This window comes from Sphaerisporangium rhizosphaerae (assembly GCF_042665155.1).
Classification (GTDB): domain Bacteria; phylum Actinomycetota; class Actinomycetes; order Streptosporangiales; family Streptosporangiaceae; genus Sphaerisporangium; species Sphaerisporangium rhizosphaerae.
In genome coordinates, this window is record NZ_JBHTCG010000006.1 from 304,224 (window position 1) to 319,682 (window position 15,459).

At 73.4% G+C, this 15,459-nt stretch carries 14 protein-coding genes; 9 read left to right on the top strand and 5 right to left on the bottom strand.

The genetic code is table 11. The annotated features are described in order from the left end of the window. Nucleotides 1-235: 235 nt before the first annotated feature. Nucleotides 236-1,147, bottom strand: coding sequence for a bifunctional helix-turn-helix transcriptional regulator/GNAT family N-acetyltransferase (locus ACFQSB_RS12085; RefSeq protein ID WP_380826320.1), 912 nt, complete (start codon nucleotides 1,145-1,147; stop codon nucleotides 236-238). A 162-nt stretch (nucleotides 1,148-1,309) separates the two neighbouring features. Here ACFQSB_RS12085 and ACFQSB_RS12090 point away from each other — a divergent pair, with 162 nt between their 5' ends. Both ACFQSB_RS12090 and ACFQSB_RS12095 read left to right on the top strand, forming a co-directional pair. Beyond that, nucleotides 1,310-2,329, top strand: a complete 1,020-nt coding sequence (locus tag ACFQSB_RS12090; protein WP_380826322.1) for a lactonase family protein — start codon at nucleotides 1,310-1,312, stop codon at nucleotides 2,327-2,329. 166 nt (nucleotides 2,330-2,495) lie between these two features. Beyond that, entirely contained in the window at nucleotides 2,496-3,521 is a 1,026-nt protein-coding gene (locus ACFQSB_RS12095; protein WP_354843330.1) for a 6-phosphofructokinase, read from the top strand. A 134-nt stretch (nucleotides 3,522-3,655) separates the two neighbouring features. On the opposite strand, the gene ACFQSB_RS12100 is transcribed toward ACFQSB_RS12095, so the two are convergent. Next, a complete protein-coding gene (locus ACFQSB_RS12100) occupies nucleotides 3,656-4,534 on the bottom strand; it encodes an MHYT domain-containing protein (RefSeq protein WP_380826324.1) in 879 nt (292 codons plus the stop codon). 304 nt (nucleotides 4,535-4,838) lie between these two features. Between ACFQSB_RS12100 and thiI the strand changes: the two genes are divergently transcribed. Then, nucleotides 4,839-6,170, top strand: a complete 1,332-nt coding sequence (gene thiI, locus ACFQSB_RS12105; RefSeq protein WP_380826325.1) for a tRNA uracil 4-sulfurtransferase ThiI — start codon at nucleotides 4,839-4,841, stop codon at nucleotides 6,168-6,170. A 19-nt stretch (nucleotides 6,171-6,189) separates the two neighbouring features. On the opposite strand, the gene aroF is transcribed toward thiI, so the two are convergent. Next, nucleotides 6,190-7,227 (bottom strand): 3-deoxy-7-phosphoheptulonate synthase, encoded by a 1,038-nt coding sequence (gene aroF, locus ACFQSB_RS12110; RefSeq protein ID WP_354843321.1) that lies wholly within the window; start codon nucleotides 7,225-7,227, stop codon nucleotides 6,190-6,192. Between the two features lie 452 nt (nucleotides 7,228-7,679). Between aroF and ACFQSB_RS12115 the strand changes: the two genes are divergently transcribed. After that, nucleotides 7,680-8,288, top strand: a complete 609-nt coding sequence (locus ACFQSB_RS12115; protein ID WP_354843318.1) for a sulfite oxidase-like oxidoreductase — start codon at nucleotides 7,680-7,682, stop codon at nucleotides 8,286-8,288. Nucleotides 8,289-8,558: 270 nt separating this feature from the next. Here ACFQSB_RS12115 and ACFQSB_RS12120 read toward each other — a convergent pair whose 3' ends face one another. Beyond that, nucleotides 8,559-9,284 carry an SDR family NAD(P)-dependent oxidoreductase gene (locus tag ACFQSB_RS12120; RefSeq protein ID WP_380826327.1) on the bottom strand — a complete coding sequence of 242 codons (726 nt, stop codon included), beginning with the start codon at nucleotides 9,282-9,284 and terminating at the stop codon, nucleotides 8,559-8,561. Between the two features lie 137 nt (nucleotides 9,285-9,421). On the opposite strand from ACFQSB_RS12120, the gene ACFQSB_RS12125 reads away from it, so the two are divergent. The 3 genes from ACFQSB_RS12125 (at nucleotide 9,422) to ACFQSB_RS12135 (ending at nucleotide 12,462) form a co-directional block, all read left to right on the top strand. After that, nucleotides 9,422-10,270, top strand: coding sequence for a LysR family transcriptional regulator (locus ACFQSB_RS12125; RefSeq protein WP_380826328.1), 849 nt, complete (start codon nucleotides 9,422-9,424; stop codon nucleotides 10,268-10,270). Between the two features lie 64 nt (nucleotides 10,271-10,334). Then, entirely contained in the window at nucleotides 10,335-11,549 is a 1,215-nt protein-coding gene (locus ACFQSB_RS12130; protein ID WP_380826330.1) for a histidine kinase, read from the top strand. A 73-nt stretch (nucleotides 11,550-11,622) separates the two neighbouring features. After that, nucleotides 11,623-12,462 (top strand): LytR/AlgR family response regulator transcription factor, encoded by an 840-nt coding sequence (locus tag ACFQSB_RS12135; protein WP_380826331.1) that lies wholly within the window; start codon nucleotides 11,623-11,625, stop codon nucleotides 12,460-12,462. 914 nt (nucleotides 12,463-13,376) lie between these two features. Here the strand turns inward: ACFQSB_RS12135 and ACFQSB_RS12140 are convergent. Further along, the gene (locus tag ACFQSB_RS12140) at nucleotides 13,377-14,240 is read right to left on the bottom strand and encodes a deoxyribonuclease IV (RefSeq protein WP_354843310.1); all 864 of its coding nucleotides are present in this window, start codon (nucleotides 14,238-14,240) and stop codon (nucleotides 13,377-13,379) included. A gap of 172 nt (nucleotides 14,241-14,412) precedes the next feature. On the opposite strand from ACFQSB_RS12140, the gene uraD reads away from it, so the two are divergent. Together uraD and uraH are read left to right on the top strand one after the other, a co-directional pair. Further along, nucleotides 14,413-15,138: a 2-oxo-4-hydroxy-4-carboxy-5-ureidoimidazoline decarboxylase gene (gene uraD, locus ACFQSB_RS12145; RefSeq protein WP_380826333.1), complete on the top strand. Its 726-nt coding sequence runs from the start codon at nucleotides 14,413-14,415 to the stop codon at nucleotides 15,136-15,138. Next, nucleotides 15,135-15,458: a hydroxyisourate hydrolase gene (gene uraH / locus ACFQSB_RS12150; protein WP_354843304.1), complete on the top strand. Its 324-nt coding sequence runs from the start codon at nucleotides 15,135-15,137 to the stop codon at nucleotides 15,456-15,458. The genes uraD and uraH overlap by 4 nt, the downstream gene beginning before the upstream one ends. The last annotated feature ends 1 nt before the right edge of the window (nucleotide 15,459 follow it).

The window sequence follows — 15,459 nt, forward strand, 5'->3', positions numbered from 1 at the left end:
GGCGGGGTCCAACACCCCTGGACCGGCGGGCCGCGTGACGCGGCGCGGCCATGATGGTCCCGAAGGCCCGGCCGACCCTAGGCGGGGCACGAGCCGCCACGGCCGGCCCTTTGCGCGATGTTTGCCCTCTCCGGGCCCGGCGCCCGTCCGCCCTGCGGCCCAGTGACGGACGGGCCCCGGCCCCGGAGACGGCACCCGTCCCACCCGGGGCGTACGGCGCCCGGGAGGGGCGGGGTCAGAGGGAGCGGGACCAGTATTGTTCGGTGACCTTGGTGCCGTAGGCGTGCTTGGCGCACTGCTCGTCGAGGGTGAAGCCGGCCCGCTGGTAGACGCGGCGGGCGGCGGCCAGTTCGTCGACGGTCATGAGCACGATGCGCTCGTAGCCGGTCCGCTTGGCGAAGGCCAGGCATTCCTCGACCAGCCGGCCGCCGATGCCCATGCCGCGCGCGGACGGCTCGACCAGCAGCAGGCGGAGCTGGGCCGTGCGGTCGTCCTTCCTGACGCAGAACACCGAGCCGGCGGGCTCGCCGTCCACCTCGGCGATCCAGACGGCCTCACGCCGCGGGTCGTGGTCCTCGACGTACTCGGCGACGATGCGGGCGGTCAGCGCCTCGAACGTCTCGTCCCAGCCGTGCTCCTCGGCGTACAGCACGCCGTGGCGGTGGACGATCCAGCCGAGGTCCCCTGGCCGGGGCGGGCGGATGACGTAGCGGTCCGGGGCGGGCCGGTCGGCGAGGACCTGGCGCACGGTGGTCATGGCGGCGATGAGGCGCCGCCGGTCCTCCTCCGAGAGAGGTTCGAGCAGGGCGCGCACCCCGGTGGCCGATGCGTCGTCGAGCGTCCGCCAGACCGCCTGGCCCCGCTCACCGAGCCGGACGACCTGCCGCCGGGCGTCCGCGGCGGAGCGCTCGCGCGTGACCAGGCCGTCGGCCTCGAACCGGGCGAGCATGCGGCTGAGGTAGCCGGCGTCCAGGTCGAGCATCCTGCGCAGCTCGCCGGTCTCTGTCGCGTCCTTCTTGCCCAGCTCGTAGAGCACCCTCGCCTCGGTGAGGGAGTACGGCGTGTCGTGCATTCCGGCGCCCAGGACGCCGATGAGGCGGGTGTAGAAGCGGTTGAACCCGCGCACCCGGCCGACGAGCTCCTCCATACCGTTGCTCCAATCAAGTAATTCGTTGACAGAGTCAAACATAAGGACGGGCCGTGCGTCCAGACCCGATCACTCCCGGCCGCTCTCCGCGCCCGGTGACGCGGGGCGGCACGGGGACCCCGATCAAGGTCGGAGCGGGTGCGTGACGGTATCGTCGATCACATGACATCCGGGCGCGAGCTGCTCTACATCGGCGGATACACACCGGGCACCGGGGGGACGGGCCCCGGCCTGAGCGTCGTCCGCAGGGAGGCCGACGGCGCCCTGCGGGCCCTGGCCGAGACCGAGGCCCCCGGACCGTCGTTCCTGGCCCTGCACCCCCGGCTGCCCGTGCTGTACGCGGCGCTGGAGTGCGAGGAGGGCGGAGTGGCCGCCTACTCCGCCGACCCGCAGGGTCCCGCGCCGCTCGCCGACGGCACGAGCGGCGGGTCCTACCCCTGCCATCTGGCCGTGGACCCGACCGGCACCTGGCTCGCGGTCGCCAACTACGGCGACGGCACGGTGGCGGTCTACCGGCTCGGCAGCTCCGGCCTGTTCCAGGGCCCGCCCAAGCTGTTCCCCCACGAGGGCCACGGCCCCGACCCGGCCCGCCAAGCCGAGCCGCACGCCCACCAGGCGGTGTTCGGTCCCGGAGCCGTGCTGCACGTCACCGACCTCGGCACCGACGAGGTGCGGCGCCACCTGCTCGGCGGCGGGCCCGCCGAGCACCCGGAGGGCCCGGTGCGGCTGAAGCCGGGCAGCGGGCCGCGCCACATGGTCCACCGCGAGGGCCGCTGGTACGTGGGCTGCGAACTGGACGGGACGGTCGCGGTCTACGACGCCTCCTGGCGCGAGCTCGCGCGCACCCCGGCCAGCCACGTGACCGGGCCGAACTACGTCTCCCACGTCGAGCTGTCCGCCGACGGCCGGCACCTGTACGTCGCCAACCGCGGGCCCGACACCATCGGCGTCTTCGAGGTCGGGCCCGAGGGCGGCGAGCCGGCCGCGCTGACCCAGGTGGCCGAGGTCGGGTCGGGCGGCCTGTGGCCGCGCCACTTCGCCGTGGCGGGCGAGCGCATGTACGTCGCCAACCAGCGGTCGGACGCGGTCGCGACCTTCGAGCTGCGCGACGGCATCCCCGTGCCCACCGGCGAGGTCTACAAGATCGGCAGCCCTTCCTGCGTACTCGCCCTGTCGATCTGAGTCGCACCGGTAGGGTGAGATTGGCCTCCCACCGCTTGGTCTAGACCAATTAGGCGGGCTGGGGCAAAATCTGTACGTCGGCGGCCACAGGAGCCCGCGAAGCGTCCACGGCGGCCATGCATCTCACCCGTAACCTCAATGCGTACCCCATCGGGAGGAACCCGTCATGCGTATCGGCGTGCTCACAGGAGGCGGAGACTGCCCCGGACTGAACGCGGTCATCCGCGCCGTCGTCCGTAAGGGCATCGGCGTCCACGGCCACGAGTTCGTGGGCTTCCGTGACGGCTGGCGCGGCCCGCTCGAGGGCGAGACGATGCCGCTGGAGATCTCGACCGTGCGCGGCATCCTCCCGCGCGGCGGCACGATCCTCGGCTCGTCGCGCACCAACCCCATCAAGATCGACGGTGGGGTCGACCGCATCAAGCAGAACCTGGCCGACACCGGCGTCGACGCGCTGATCGCCATCGGCGGCGAGGACACCCTGGGCGTCGCCAAGCAGCTGTTCGACCGCGGGGTCAACGTCGTCGGCGTGCCCAAGACGATCGACAACGACCTCAACGCCACCGACTACACCTTCGGCTTCGACACGGCCGTCAACATCGCCACCGAGGCGATCGACCGCCTGCACACCACGGCCGAGTCCCACCACCGCGCGCTGATCTGCGAGGTCATGGGCCGGCACGCCGGGTGGATCGCCCTGCACGCCGGCATGGCGGGCGGCGCCAACGTCATCCTGATCCCCGAGAAGCCCTTCGACATCGACAAGGTCTGCGAGTACGTCGAGAGCCGCTTCAAGATCCGCTACTCGCCCATCATCGTGGTCGCCGAGGGCGCGCACCCGGTCGAGGGCCAGATGGCGCTGCAGGCCGGCGAGCTGGACGCCTTCGGCCACGTCCGCCTCGGCGGCATCGGCGAGCAGCTCGCCCGCGAGATCGAGAAGCGCACGGGCAAGGAGGCCCGCACCACCGTGCTCGGCCACGTCCAGCGCGGCGGCACCCCGAGCGCCTTCGACCGCGTGCTCGCCACCCGCTTCGGCCTGCAGGCGATCGACGCCGCCCACGAGGGCGACTTCGGCAAGATGGTCGCGCTGCGCGGCACCGACATCGTCCGGGTCGGCCTGGACGCCGCCACCTCCGAGCTGAAGACCGTGCCGGTGTCCCGCTACGAGGAGGCCGAGGTCTTCTTCGGCTGATCCGCCCCGGGCCGCGCCGGCGGGCCCGCGCCGGCGGCGCCGGCCCGCCGCACGGCACGCCCGCGTGCGTCCACCGCCCCGGCCGTCACGGCCAGGGGCGGTTTTCCTTGTCCGCCGTTCGCGTGGGTCGCGTCTCAGGGCTCCCGCCCGTCACGCCGCTGGAACAGGGACCCGGCGCCCGGCGGCTGCGGCCGGGACGGGGGCGCCGCCACCGGGGCGGCGGCGCCGGCCCGCGCACGCTGCTCCTCGATCTGGGCGAGCAGCCTGGTCTCGCTCTCCAGTTCCTCCCGGGACGGCGCCAGCGTCACCACCAGCAGCAGGACCAGGGTGACCAGGCTGATCCCGATGAGGAGCGGCAGCAGGAAGCTCATGGCGGTCGCGCCGGCGAGCATTTGGCCGGTGTTGGAGCGATCCACTGTGACGCTGAGCGAGAACATGCCGGTGTAGTGCATGCCGGTGACCGCGACGCCCATGATGAGCGCGGCGCCCGTGGTCGCGAGCAGTCCCTCCACCCGCAGGCTGAACCACAGCGCCACGGTCGAGGCCACCACCGCGATCAGCACCGACGCCACGACCGGCAGCGCGGCGTAGTGCTTGACGGCGGCCATGTTCATGGCGGCCATGCCGAGGTAGTGCATGGCGGCGACCCCGAGCCCGGTGAGCAGCCCCGCGCCGAGCAGCGCGGGCAGGCGCTCGCCCGACCACGAGACCACGGCCAGGCCGACGCCGACGATGACGACGGCCACCAGGGCGGACACGATGGTGAGCGGGACGTCGTAGGTGATCGCCGTGCCCGGGACGCGGAATCCCATCATGGCGACGAAGTGCATCACCCAGATGCCGGTGCCGCCGAGCGCGAGCGCGGCGCCGGCCAGCCACCGCAGGCGGGCGCCGCCGTGCGTCCCGCGTGCCCGGCTCGCCAGCAGCAGACTCAGAAATGATCCGATGACCGACATCACGTACGCGGCCAGCGGAGTGAATATTCCTTGCGCGAAGTGGTCAATATGCGACACTGGGCGTCCTTGAGGATAAAGATGATCTACGGCGGGTAATCCGGATGTTTCCGGATGATGAGCACTGCTCGGAACAGTAATCGGTCCAGCCGTTTCATGGAATTTCTGGAGGCCGGAAAGGCGAGATCCCGGTGGTCGTTTCCGCCGGACGGCCCCCTCGCCGGGTCCGATGGCGGCCACCGCCGGCGGCGGGCGGGACCGACGGCCCTCGATAAGGGATAAATTGAGGGGTGCGCAGCGCGGGAGGACCTTCCGCCGGCACGTGTCCCCACCCGACTCCACCATCCCCGCCGGAGGCAGCCCCATGTCCGTCGTGCCCCCGTCAGCTCTGGGTGAGCCCTGTGTGCTGCTCAAACTGGGCGAGGTCGTCCTCAAGGGCAGGAACCGCGAGCTGTTCGAGCGGCAGTTGCAGGCCAACATCAAGGCGGCGCTGAAGGGCTTCGGCGTCAAGGTCGACGTGCGGCAGCGCCACGGCGTCATCGCCATCCTGCTGCCCGAGGGAACCGGCGTGGAGACCGCCGACGCCATCGCCGAGCGTCTCACCGACGTGATCGGGCTGGTCTGGGTGCACCGGGCCTGGCGGGTCGCCAAGAACCCCGAGGCGGTCACCGCCGCCGCGCTCGAACTGGTCGCCGGCCGCCCCGAGGTCGAGCGCCGCGCCACCTTCGCCGTGCGCTCCCGCCGCCGCGACAAGCGCTTCCCGCTGCGCTCCAACGAGCTCGACCGCATGGTCGGCGGCGAGATCAACGACAAGTACGGCCTGCCCGTGCGCCTGAAGAACCCCGAGCTCACCGTGAACATCGAGGTCGACAGGGACGAGGTGTTCGTCTTCACCGACGGCCTGCCCGGCCAGGGCGGCCTGCCGGTGGGCACCAGCGGGCGCGGCCTGGTGCTGATGTCCGGCGGCATCGACTCCCCGGTGGCCGCCTACCGCATGCTGCGGCGCGGCCTGCAGGTCGACTTCCTGCACTTCTCCGGCATCCCGTTCACCACCTCGGAGTCGATCTACAAGGCGTACGCCCTCGTGCGGGCGCTGAGCAAGTTCCAGGGGAACGCGCGGCTGTTCGTGGTGCCGTTCGGCAAGGCGCAGCAGTCGCTCAAGGCATCCGGCGCCGACCGCCTGCAGGTCGTGGCGCAGCGCCGCCTGATGCTCAAGACCGCGGAGGAGGTCGCCCACCGCCTGCGCCGCAACGTGCTGGTCACCGGCGACTCCCTCGGCCAGGTCTCCTCGCAGACCCTGCAGAACATCACCGCGCTGGACGACGCCGTGGAGCTTCCGATCCTGCGCCCGCTCATCGGCATGGACAAGACCGAGATCATGGCGGAGGCGCGGCGCATCGGCACCCTGCAGATCTCCGAACTGCCCGACGAGGACTGCTGCACGTTGCTGACCCCGCGCCGCGCCGAGACCGCCGCCAAGATCGCCGACCTGCGGCAGATCGAGAAGCGCCTGGACGCCGAGGAGCTCGCCGTCCAGCTCGCCGACTCCATCCAGGAGTACAAGCTGGACGGCACGCCCGCGGCCGTCCGGCGGAGCCCGAAGGCCGCGGATGCCCCGAACGCCGCGGACGCCGCGCCGGCCGCAGATGACGCGCCCGCGGTGGACGCCGCGCCGGCCGCGCCCGCCGCGGTCTGACCGGCCGGCGCCGGCCGTTCTAGACCACCGGGGCGAGCTTGGTGGCCAGGGTGCGGTTCATCAGCGGGGGGAAGTCGCGCGCGATGGCGGCCAGTTCGGCCAGGTCGCCGTCCACGAGCGCCTGGGGGCCGTCGCAGAGCGCCTGCTCGGGGGTCGGGTGCACGTCGATGATCACACCGTCGGCCCCCACGGCGATCGCCGAGCGGGTCAGCGGGAGCACCAGGTCGCGGCGGCCGCCCGAGTGCGAGGGGTCGACGATGACCGGCAGGTGCGACAGCCGCTGGGCCACCGGCACGGCCGAGATGTCCAGGGTGTTGCGCGTTGCGGTCTCGAACGTGCGGATGCCGCGCTCGCACAGGACGATGTCCAGGTTGCCGCGCTGGGCGATGTACTCGGCCGCCATGAGCCATTCCTCGATCGTGGCGTTCATGCCGCGCTTCAGCATGACCGGACGGCCCACCGACCCGACGGCCTGCAGCAGCGCGAAGTTCTGCGCGTTGCGCGTGCCGACCTGCAGCATGTCGGCGTAGGAGGCGACGAGTTCGACGTCGTGGGCGTCCACCACCTCGGTCACGATGGGCAGTCCGGTCTCGGCGCGCACGTCGGCCAGGATGCGCAGCCCGGCCTCGCCGAGCCCCTGGAAGGCGTAGGGGGAGGTGCGGGGCTTGTACGCGCCGCCGCGCAGCAGGGTCGCGCCGGCGGCCTCGGCCATGCGGGCGGCGGCGAGCGTCTGGTCGGGGGTCTCCACGGCGCACGGCCCGGCGATCAGCGTGACCGTGTCCGGCCCGATCGGCACCCCGCCGACCCGCACCGTCGACCGGTCGGGATGGTTGTCCCTGCTCACGAGCTTGTAGGGGGTCGAGACGCGCATGACGTCGGCCACGCCGTTCATCCCGCCCAGGTTCAGGTTCATGAACTGGGCGATGTCGCCGACCAGGCCGATGATCGTCCGATTGACGCCACGGCTGACGAACGCATCACCGCCGGCCGTGGCGACGAGGTCGACGATGGCGTCGACGTCCTGCTGAGTGGCCCCGGGGGCCATGACGATGACCATGTGATGCCCTTTCTCCGGACCGCGGTCGCGGTCGAGGTGTTCGACACCGGAAAACGACGAAGGCCCCGGGTCCTGATCAGGACCCGGGGCCTTCGTCGACGTCTGGCGGTCAGCGCAGCGTCTGACGGCGATCGGCCGATTCCACGGGTCCGTCGCCATACCAAAACTCCAACGCGGTACGCATCGCCGCAAGCATAACCCATCCCCAGCGGTGGGCGGCGACGGCGCAGGTACGGCCGCCAGGGCCGTCCTGTCCGACCGAGGGCAAGGCCGTCCGTGGAGGGAACCGTCCGCGGGGGATGGGACCGCCGGGCGCCGCGCCGGCACGGCCGCCGGTGGATCGTCCGTGGATGGATGGGATCGTCCCGCCGTCCGGGGGAGGGCCGCCACCCCGGACGGGTTAACGGGGTGCCAATGCCGCGAGGCCGACAGCGCGATGGCAGGATTGCTGCGTGCCGGATCCAACCGAGGAAACTCGACTGCCCCCCGGGCAGTACGTCCCCCGTGGCCGACCGGTCCTCCACTACGGCCGGGTTCCCGGGTTCCGGCCGGAGAGCTGGAACCTGTCGGTCTTCGGAGCCACGGCGTCGGGGGAGGAGATCCGCTTCACCTGGCCGGAGTTCTCCGCCCTGCCGCGCGTGACCCTCATCGCCGACTTCCACTGTGTCACCAAGTTCTCGATCATGGGCAACGAGTGGGGAGGCGTGCCGGCCGGCGCCCTGCTGGAGGCCGTTCCCCCGGACCCCGGGGTCACCCATGTCATGATCTGGGGTGAGTACGGCTACAGCGCCAACCTGCGCCTGTCGGACTTCGCGCGCGACTCCACCCTGTTCGCCCTCGAACTGGACGAGAAGCCGCTGTCGGCCGAGCGGGGCTTCCCGGTGCGCGTCGTCGTGCCCCACCTGTACGCGTGGAAGAGCGTCAAGTGGGTGCGCGCCGTGGAGTACCTGGTCGCCGACCGCCGCGGGTTCTGGGAGGAACGCGGCTACCACAACCTGGGCGACCCCTGGCGCGAACAGCGCTACGCCTACCAGGAGGAACCCGGCGACGGCCCCGCCTAGCGCCCGGCCGGGCGCCGTATGGCGGCGCCGGCCCCGGCGCACCACGCTCCGTTGGCCCGGCGCCGATCACATCGAGCGCACGACCGGGCGGAGGGCCGCGCCCGGCGATGGTGGGTGGCCGCCGCGCCGGTGTGCCGTGTCAGAAGCTCGCCCGCCGAGCCGGCGACAGGACCGGCAGGGCCGGCGAACGGTCCGTCGGCATGCGCGCCTTCCAGGTGACCCGCGGTATCTCGGGCGCGCGGGAGATGGGGGCGGCTCGCCGTCCGCCGGTCACCAGGGCACCACCCCGGCGTCGTCGAAGAACCCGCCGGTCGGGCCGTCGCCGGGCAGGGTCGCGAGCTTGATGGCGATCGCCGCGCCCTGCTCGGGGGTGCGGACGCCGCGGAAGCCGTTGAGGTCGGTCGCGCAGTAGCCGGGGCAGGCGGCGTTGACCAGGATGCCGGTGTCGCGCAGCTCCTTGGCGTACTGGACGGTGACGGCGTTGAGGAAGGTCTTGGACGGCGCGTACGCGACCGACAGCGGGCCCGTATCGTCCCCGTAACCGCTCTGCCGGGTGAGGGAGCCGACGGTGCTCGACATGTTGACGATCCGCGGCGACGCCGAGCGGCGCAGCAGCGGCAGCATCGCGTTGGTGAGACGGATGACGCCGATCACGTTGGTCTCCACGGCCCTCCGCACGGCCGCGAGGTCGGCCGTCGTGGGCTCCTGTGGCCCGCCGCCGGTCACGCCGGCGTTGTTGACGAGCACGTCGAGGCGGCCGGCGCGCTCCTCGATCAGCCAGGCGGCGGCGGCCACGGCGTCGTCATCGGTCACGTCGAGCGGCACGCCGAACGCCTCGACGCCGGCCGCACGCAGCTTCTCCACGGCGGCCTCCCGCCGCCCCTGGTCCCGGGCGCCGACGCCGACGCTCCAGCCGAGGGCGCCCAGGCCCGCCGCGATCTCGTATCCGATCCCCTTGTTCGCGCCGGTGACCAGCGCGATCGTCGTTTCGCTCATGCGTTCCATCCTGTCGGCGCCCCGGCGGGGCCTCCAACACCGTTTGGGTGGGCGGCGATACCTCGGGGGTATCGATGCGGGACGCGGGTGGCCCGCGGCGGCGGGGCGCGGACCGTCCCCGCCGGTACTGTGGCGGCATGGAGACGCGGGAGCTGCGGTACTTCATCACCGTCGCCGAGGAGCTGCACTTCGGGCGGGCCGCGCAGCGGCTCGGCATCGCCCAGCCGCCGCTGTCGCGAGCGATCCGGCAGCTCGAGCGGCGGCTCGGGGTGGCGCTGCTCGAACGCACCAGCCGCGCCGTCACGCTGACCGAGGCCGGGGCGGTGCTGCTGGCCGAGGGCCGGGCGGCCCTCGAAGCGGTCGACGCCGCCGCCCGCCGCACCCGCCGCGCCGGCGCCGCCGACACCAGCGACCCCGGCCTGGTCCTGGTCGCCAAGGCCGGGGCGTCCAGCGAACTGCTGTCCAAGCTGCTCGACGCCTACGCCGCCGAGCCCGGCGCGGTCACCGTCGAGGTGCTCCTGTGCGCCGTCGCCGAGCAGGAGCGGCTGCTGCGCGACGGGCGGGCCGACGTGGCGCTGCTGCACCGGCCGTTCGACTCGACGGCCGGATTCGACGCCGAGGAGCTGTGCACGGAGGGGCAGGTCGTGGTCCTGCCGGCGACGCACCCCCTCGCCGGCCGGGTCCACGTGCGGATGGCCGAGGTGGCCGCGCTGCCCGGCCTGCCGATGCCGCGCTGGCCCGGCCCCGATGGCGCCTACCCCGACGGCCCCGGTCCGAAGGTCCGCGACACCGCGCAGCTGCACCAGTTGATGGCGCTCGGCCGGGCCTCGGCGATCCTGCCGGAGTCGTGCCGGGCCCAGCTGCACCAGGGGCTCACCGCCGTGCCGGTGCTGGACGCGCCGGCGGTCACGACGGTGATCGCCTGGCCGCCGCACAGCCGGTCCCGCGCTCTGGCCGGGCTGGTCCGGGCCGCCACCCGCCTGTGAGCCCCGCGGGCGCGCCGTCCGGTTCCCACACGATCACATCGGGTGACCGATTACGGTTGCCCGCATGCTGCACACCGGGTGGGCGCTGCTGTGCGTCCTCAGCGGCCTGGCCGGGTACCGCCTGGGCCGGCGCCGCCGCGGCGAGGCGGGCGCGGGCGGCCGGGCGGGGGAGGGCGGCCCGGCCGGCGACGCCACCTTCGCCGCGCTGCACCTCGCCGCGATGGCCGCGCCCTACCTGCGGGCCGGGCTGTCGCGCGACTCTGCGCGCAGGGCCGTGCGCCACCTGCGCGCCCTGACCGGCACGGCCGCCCTCGCCGTCACCTCCACCGACCAGGTGCTCGCCTGGGACGGCGCGTGGGAGGCGCCCGGCGAGGCGCACGTGCGCGACCTCATCGGGCACGTCCACGGCATCCTCGCCGGTGGGCGGCCCCACTTGGTCGCAGGGGACGAGCTGTTCTGCGAGGCCGACGACTGCGCCATCCGCAGCGCCGTCGTGGTGCCGCTGACCGTGGACGGGCGGGTCATCGGCGCGCTGGCCGCCTACGACCCGCACGTCGGCGCACCCCTGGTGCGGGCGGTGACCGAGGTCGGCCGGTGGGCCTCCGGGCAGCTCGAACTGGCCGAACTGGACGCCACCCGGCGGCGGGCGATGCAGGCCGAGACCCGAGCCCTGCGCGCGCAGATCTCCCCGCACTTCGTGTGCAACTCCCTGGCCACCATCGCCTCCTTCACCCGCACCGAGCCCGACCGGGCGCGCGAGCTGCTGCTGGACTTCGCCGACTTCGCCCGGCACGCCCTGCGCCGCGCCGGAGACTTCACCACGCTCTCCGACGAGCTGACCTGCGTCGACCGCTACCTGCTGCTGGAGCGGGCCCGCTTCGGCGACAAGCTGCGCTTCGTCGTGGACGTCGTCCCGGAGGTCATGCCGGTGCCGGTGCCCTTCCTGTGCCTGCAACCCCTGGTGGAGAACGCCATCACCCACGGCATCCGCCGCGGCGGCGGGTCGGGCGAGGTGAGCATCGTGGTGCGCGACGCGGGCGAGGAGGTCCACATCACCGTCGAGGACGACGGCGCGGGCATGGAGCCGGGCCGGGTGCGGCGCCTGCTGGCGGGCGAGCCGCCGAGCGGGGACGGCGGGGGCGGCATCGGGCTGGCCAACGTGGACGTGCGGCTGCGCCAGATCTACGGCCAGGAGTACGGGCTGGTGATCGACACCGCGCCCGACGAGGGCACCACGGTGCGCATGCGGGTGCCGAAAATCCGGCCAAACTATAACTGAAAGCATTCGGGTCGCCACTCAATGTCGATAGAGGGCTTGCCCGCGAGGCGGTCCTGACGGCAGTTTGGTCTCCATGCTCCGTGTCTTGGCGGTCGACGACGAGGTGCACGCGCTGTCGGAGCTGGCCTATCTCCTCCGGCAGGACAATCGCGTCGAGCAAGTGCTGACGGCCTCGGACGGGGTCGCCGCGCTGCAGGACATGGTCGCGATGATCGGTGCCGGCGAGCGGCTCGACGGCGTCTTCCTCGACATCCGCATGCCCGGCCTCGACGGCCTCGACCTCGCCCGCCTGGTCGGCGCCTTCCCCAGCCCGCCCAAGCTGGTCTTCGTCACCGCGCACGACGACCGCGCGGTACAGGCGTTCGAGCTGGAGGCGGTGGACTACCTGCTCAAGCCGCTGCGGCCCGACCGGGTCGCCGAGGCGGTGCGCCGCCTGGAGCAGGCCGCCTACGGGCCCTGCGCCGCCGAGGCCGCGGAGGGCGACGTCATCCCGGTCGAGCTGAGCGGGCGCACGAGCTTCGTGCCGCAGCACGCCGTCGCCTACGCCGAGGCCAGCGGCGACTACGTGCGCCTGCACACCGCCGAGGGCACCCATCTGGTGCGCATGTCCCTGGCGGCCCTGGAGCGCCGCTGGGCGTCCTCGGGGTTCATCCGCGTGCACCGCAGCACGCTGGTGTCGGCGCGGCACGTCACCGAGATGCGCTTCGACGAGGGCCGCATCGTGCTGCGCGTCGGCGAGACGACGCTCCCGGTGAGCCGCCGCCACAGTCGCCGCGTCCGCGAGCAACTCGTGCGGCAGTTCCGCGCCCCGCTGCCGCGCCCGGCCGACCTCCCGTCGCCTGCCGGCGGCCTGCCCCGCCCGCAGCCCGCCACCGCCCCACAGGACGGCGCCCCGAAGGACGCCGCCCTGTAGAACGGGCCACACGGCGGCCTCTGGGAGGCACCACAAGGTGGTGCCCGGAAGGCGCTAGGCGATGCCACATGTGACCCTTGGGACGACGCCACACGGCGCGCCGTAGAACGGCGTCCCGTACGGGGAGCGGGCTGCGCGGGCGGCCCTCATGGAGGGCCCGGGGGTCCGCTGGGTGCGCGCTGGGTGTGGCGTGAGCGCCGCCGACCGCGCGTCCGGCGGCTGCGGGCGGCGAGCGGGCCCGGGCGCGAGCCCCCGTCCCGCCGCTCGTCGGACCAGGGACGCCGCTCGTCGCGCGGACACGCTCCGTACATCGATGGCTACTGACCGCTCAGCGAGCGGCGCCCGAAGGGCCCGCGCGACCCGGATGACACGACGTAATGTCGTGCCCGTCGAAGAGCCACAGTGCGTGACCAGGGGGGACACCTGCCCCGAAGGGCCGGACGGACCCTGGTCACGCGAACCCACCGGCGAACGCCGTGCCTGCGCGCCCGCGCGCCCGGCCGGCGGACGCCGGGGTCGCCGGGCCCTCACCGGGGGGTAGGGCCCGTCGGCCCGGGCGGGGCGGGGTGTTCGCCGATCGGCCGCGAGGCCTACGCACGTGATCTGGCCCAAAGGGGGGCGGCCGGATCTCGTTGGCGAACACCCTGCCCGGCGCCGTGCCCCGGACGCCGGGCAGGCCACCCGTTGCTCAGCGCGAGATCGCCCCAGGCTCGCCCGCTGCTCAGGGGGGAGATCGTCGCAGGATCACTCGCTGCTCGTCGGGAGATCGTCGCGGGCTCGCCTCTTGCTCTGCGGAAAATCGCCGTTGGTTCGCCTGTGTCCAGCGCGGAGCCGTCGTCGGTTCGCCTGTTCAGTGCGGGGTCGTCGTCGGCTGGCCTGTGTTCAGTGCGGGGTCGCCGTCGGCCGGCCTGTGTTCAGTGTGAGGCCGCCGCTGCCGTCGCCGGCTCGCGGAGCTTCTTCAAGAGCTGGATGTCCTCGCGGTGTTTGTCGGCCTTGCCCGGCGTCTCGATGCAGAACGGGACCCCGGCGGCGACCGGGTGGCGCAGCAGTTCGGCGAAGGCGCCCGCGCCGATGTGACCGGCGCCGATGTTCTCGTGGCGGTCGCGCTTGGAGCCGCAGGCGTCCTTGGAGTCGTTGGCGTGCACCAGCTTCAGCCGGCCCGGCGCCACGGCGTGCAGCGCGTCGAGCATCTCGGCGACGCCGCCGGGCGCGGCGAGGTCGTGCCCGGCGGAGAAGGCGTGGCAGGTGTCCAGGCACACGTTGGCCCGTGGGTGGTGTTCCAGGGCGTCCAGGTAGGGGGCGAGGTCCTGCACGGTGGCGCAGAGCATCTGCCCCTGGCCGGCCATCGGCTCCAGCAGCAGATCGGGCCCGTGCTCGGGGATCTCGTCCAGCAGCGGCAGCAGGTGCTCGTGGAGCTGGCGCATCGCGGCGTCGCGCGACTGGCTGACCGCCGACCCGGTGTGCACGACCACGCCGAGCGCGCCGATCTCGACCGCGCGCCCCAGCGCGTGACGGATGCTGGCGGTGGACTTCTCCAGCGTGTCGGCGCTCGGGGACCCCATGTTGACCAGATAGGGCGTGTGGAGGAACACCGGGACGCCCGACTCGCGCAGCGCGGCGTCCTCGGCGGGCTTGCCGGCGTTGAGGGCCCAGCCGCGCGGGTTGGTCACGAACACCTGGATGATCTCGGCTTCGATCTCGGCCGCGTAGCGCAGGCCGCCCGTGGCCAGACCGCCCGCGACCAGCGCGTGGCCGCCGATGAGAGAGGTTGCCGTCATGATGCCTCCAGCTTATGGGAGCGGCCCGGATGCTCGGGGGAGGCGCCGGGCGGCCGTGACGGCCCGCGCGGGCGGCGTTGGAGCATGACACGAAAAACCATGGCGATGCGTTGCCCCAGTTGGGAGATCCCGCCGCTGGACCGCGCCCGCCCGCGGCTGTTCACTGGCTGCCATGCCGAACGTGACACCCGGCTCTGACGGCCTGGCGGCCCTCAACGCGCTCAGCCCGCCGGAGGCCGAACGGGAACTGCTGAGCTGCTGCGCCGCGCCCGCGTTCGCGCGCCGCGTCGCCGCCGGCCTGCCCTACGCCGACGCCGCCGCGCTGGCCGCCGCCGCGCGGGAGGCCGTCCGCGGGCTGAGCTGGCCGCAGGTGCTGGAGGCGTTGTCGGCCCATCCCCGCATCGGCGACCGCGCCGGGGGCGGTGGGAGGGAGGCGTCCTGGTCGCGGGCCGAGCAGTCCGGCACGGCCGGCGCCGACCGCAGGGTGCTCGCCCAGCTCGCCGCGGGCAACGTTCTCTACGAGCAGCGGTTCGGGCACGTGTACCTGGTCTGCGCGACCGGGCTCACGGCGGAGGAGATGGCCGACCGGCTCATGGCCAGGGTGCGCAATGACGAGGAGACCGAGCGGGCCGTCGTGCGCGAGGAGCTGGCCGAGATCGCCGTGCTGCGGGCCGTCAAGCTCGCGACCGGCCCCGGCGACGGTGACGATCCCGGTAGTTCGAGTGACCCCGCCGACCCCGATCCCAGCGGTCCCGCTCCCGCCGACCCCGACCACGGCGGCCCCGATCCCGGCGGCACCGGCGACAGCGGTGGCCGTGACGGCGGCCGGTGGGCTTCCGGGGAGGGCCGCGGCGCAGCCGCCGGCCGCGACGGGCACGATGGGGAGGAGGGGAGGTGAGCCTGTCCACGCATGTGCTCGACTCCAGCAGGGGCCGGCCCGCGGAGGGCGTGCGGGTCACGCTGTTCCAGGGCGACCGGGTCGTCGGCACCGGCGTGACCGACGGCGACGGGCGCCTGGCCGACTGGCTGCCCGAGGGCGAGCCCGGCCGGGGCGTGCACCGCCTGGTCTTCGACACCGGGTCCTACTTCGCCGTGAGCGGCGTCGCGGCCTTCTACCCCGAGGTCGTGGTGACCTTCGCCATCGGCGACCCCGACGCGCACTACCACGTGCCGCTGCTGCTGAGCCCGTTCGCCTACTCGACCTATCGGGGGAGCTAGC

Bases quoted from the DNA above. Each gene is read 5' to 3' on its own strand.
- ACFQSB_RS12090 (WP_380826322.1), top strand. From the start codon at position 1,310: ATGACATCCGGGCGCGAGCTGCTCTACATCGGCGGATACACACCGGGC.
- aroF (WP_354843321.1), bottom strand. From the start codon at position 7,227: ATGGTCATCGTCATGGCCCCCGGGGCCACTCAGCAGGACGTCGACGCC.
- ACFQSB_RS12120 (WP_380826327.1), bottom strand. From the start codon at position 9,284: ATGAGCGAAACGACGATCGCGCTGGTCACCGGCGCGAACAAGGGGATC.
- ACFQSB_RS12140 (WP_354843310.1), bottom strand. From the start codon at position 14,240: ATGACGGCAACCTCTCTCATCGGCGGCCACGCGCTGGTCGCGGGCGGT.
- uraD (WP_380826333.1), top strand. From the start codon at position 14,413: ATGCCGAACGTGACACCCGGCTCTGACGGCCTGGCGGCCCTCAACGCG.
- ACFQSB_RS12095 (WP_354843330.1), top strand. From the start codon at position 2,496: ATGCGTATCGGCGTGCTCACAGGAGGCGGAGACTGCCCCGGACTGAAC.
- ACFQSB_RS12085 (WP_380826320.1), bottom strand. From the start codon at position 1,147: ATGGAGGAGCTCGTCGGCCGGGTGCGCGGGTTCAACCGCTTCTACACC.
- ACFQSB_RS12125 (WP_380826328.1), top strand. From the start codon at position 9,422: ATGGAGACGCGGGAGCTGCGGTACTTCATCACCGTCGCCGAGGAGCTG.
- ACFQSB_RS12130 (WP_380826330.1), top strand. From the start codon at position 10,335: ATGCTGCACACCGGGTGGGCGCTGCTGTGCGTCCTCAGCGGCCTGGCC.
- ACFQSB_RS12135 (WP_380826331.1), top strand. From the start codon at position 11,623: ATGCTCCGTGTCTTGGCGGTCGACGACGAGGTGCACGCGCTGTCGGAG.
- thiI (WP_380826325.1), top strand. From the start codon at position 4,839: ATGTCCGTCGTGCCCCCGTCAGCTCTGGGTGAGCCCTGTGTGCTGCTC.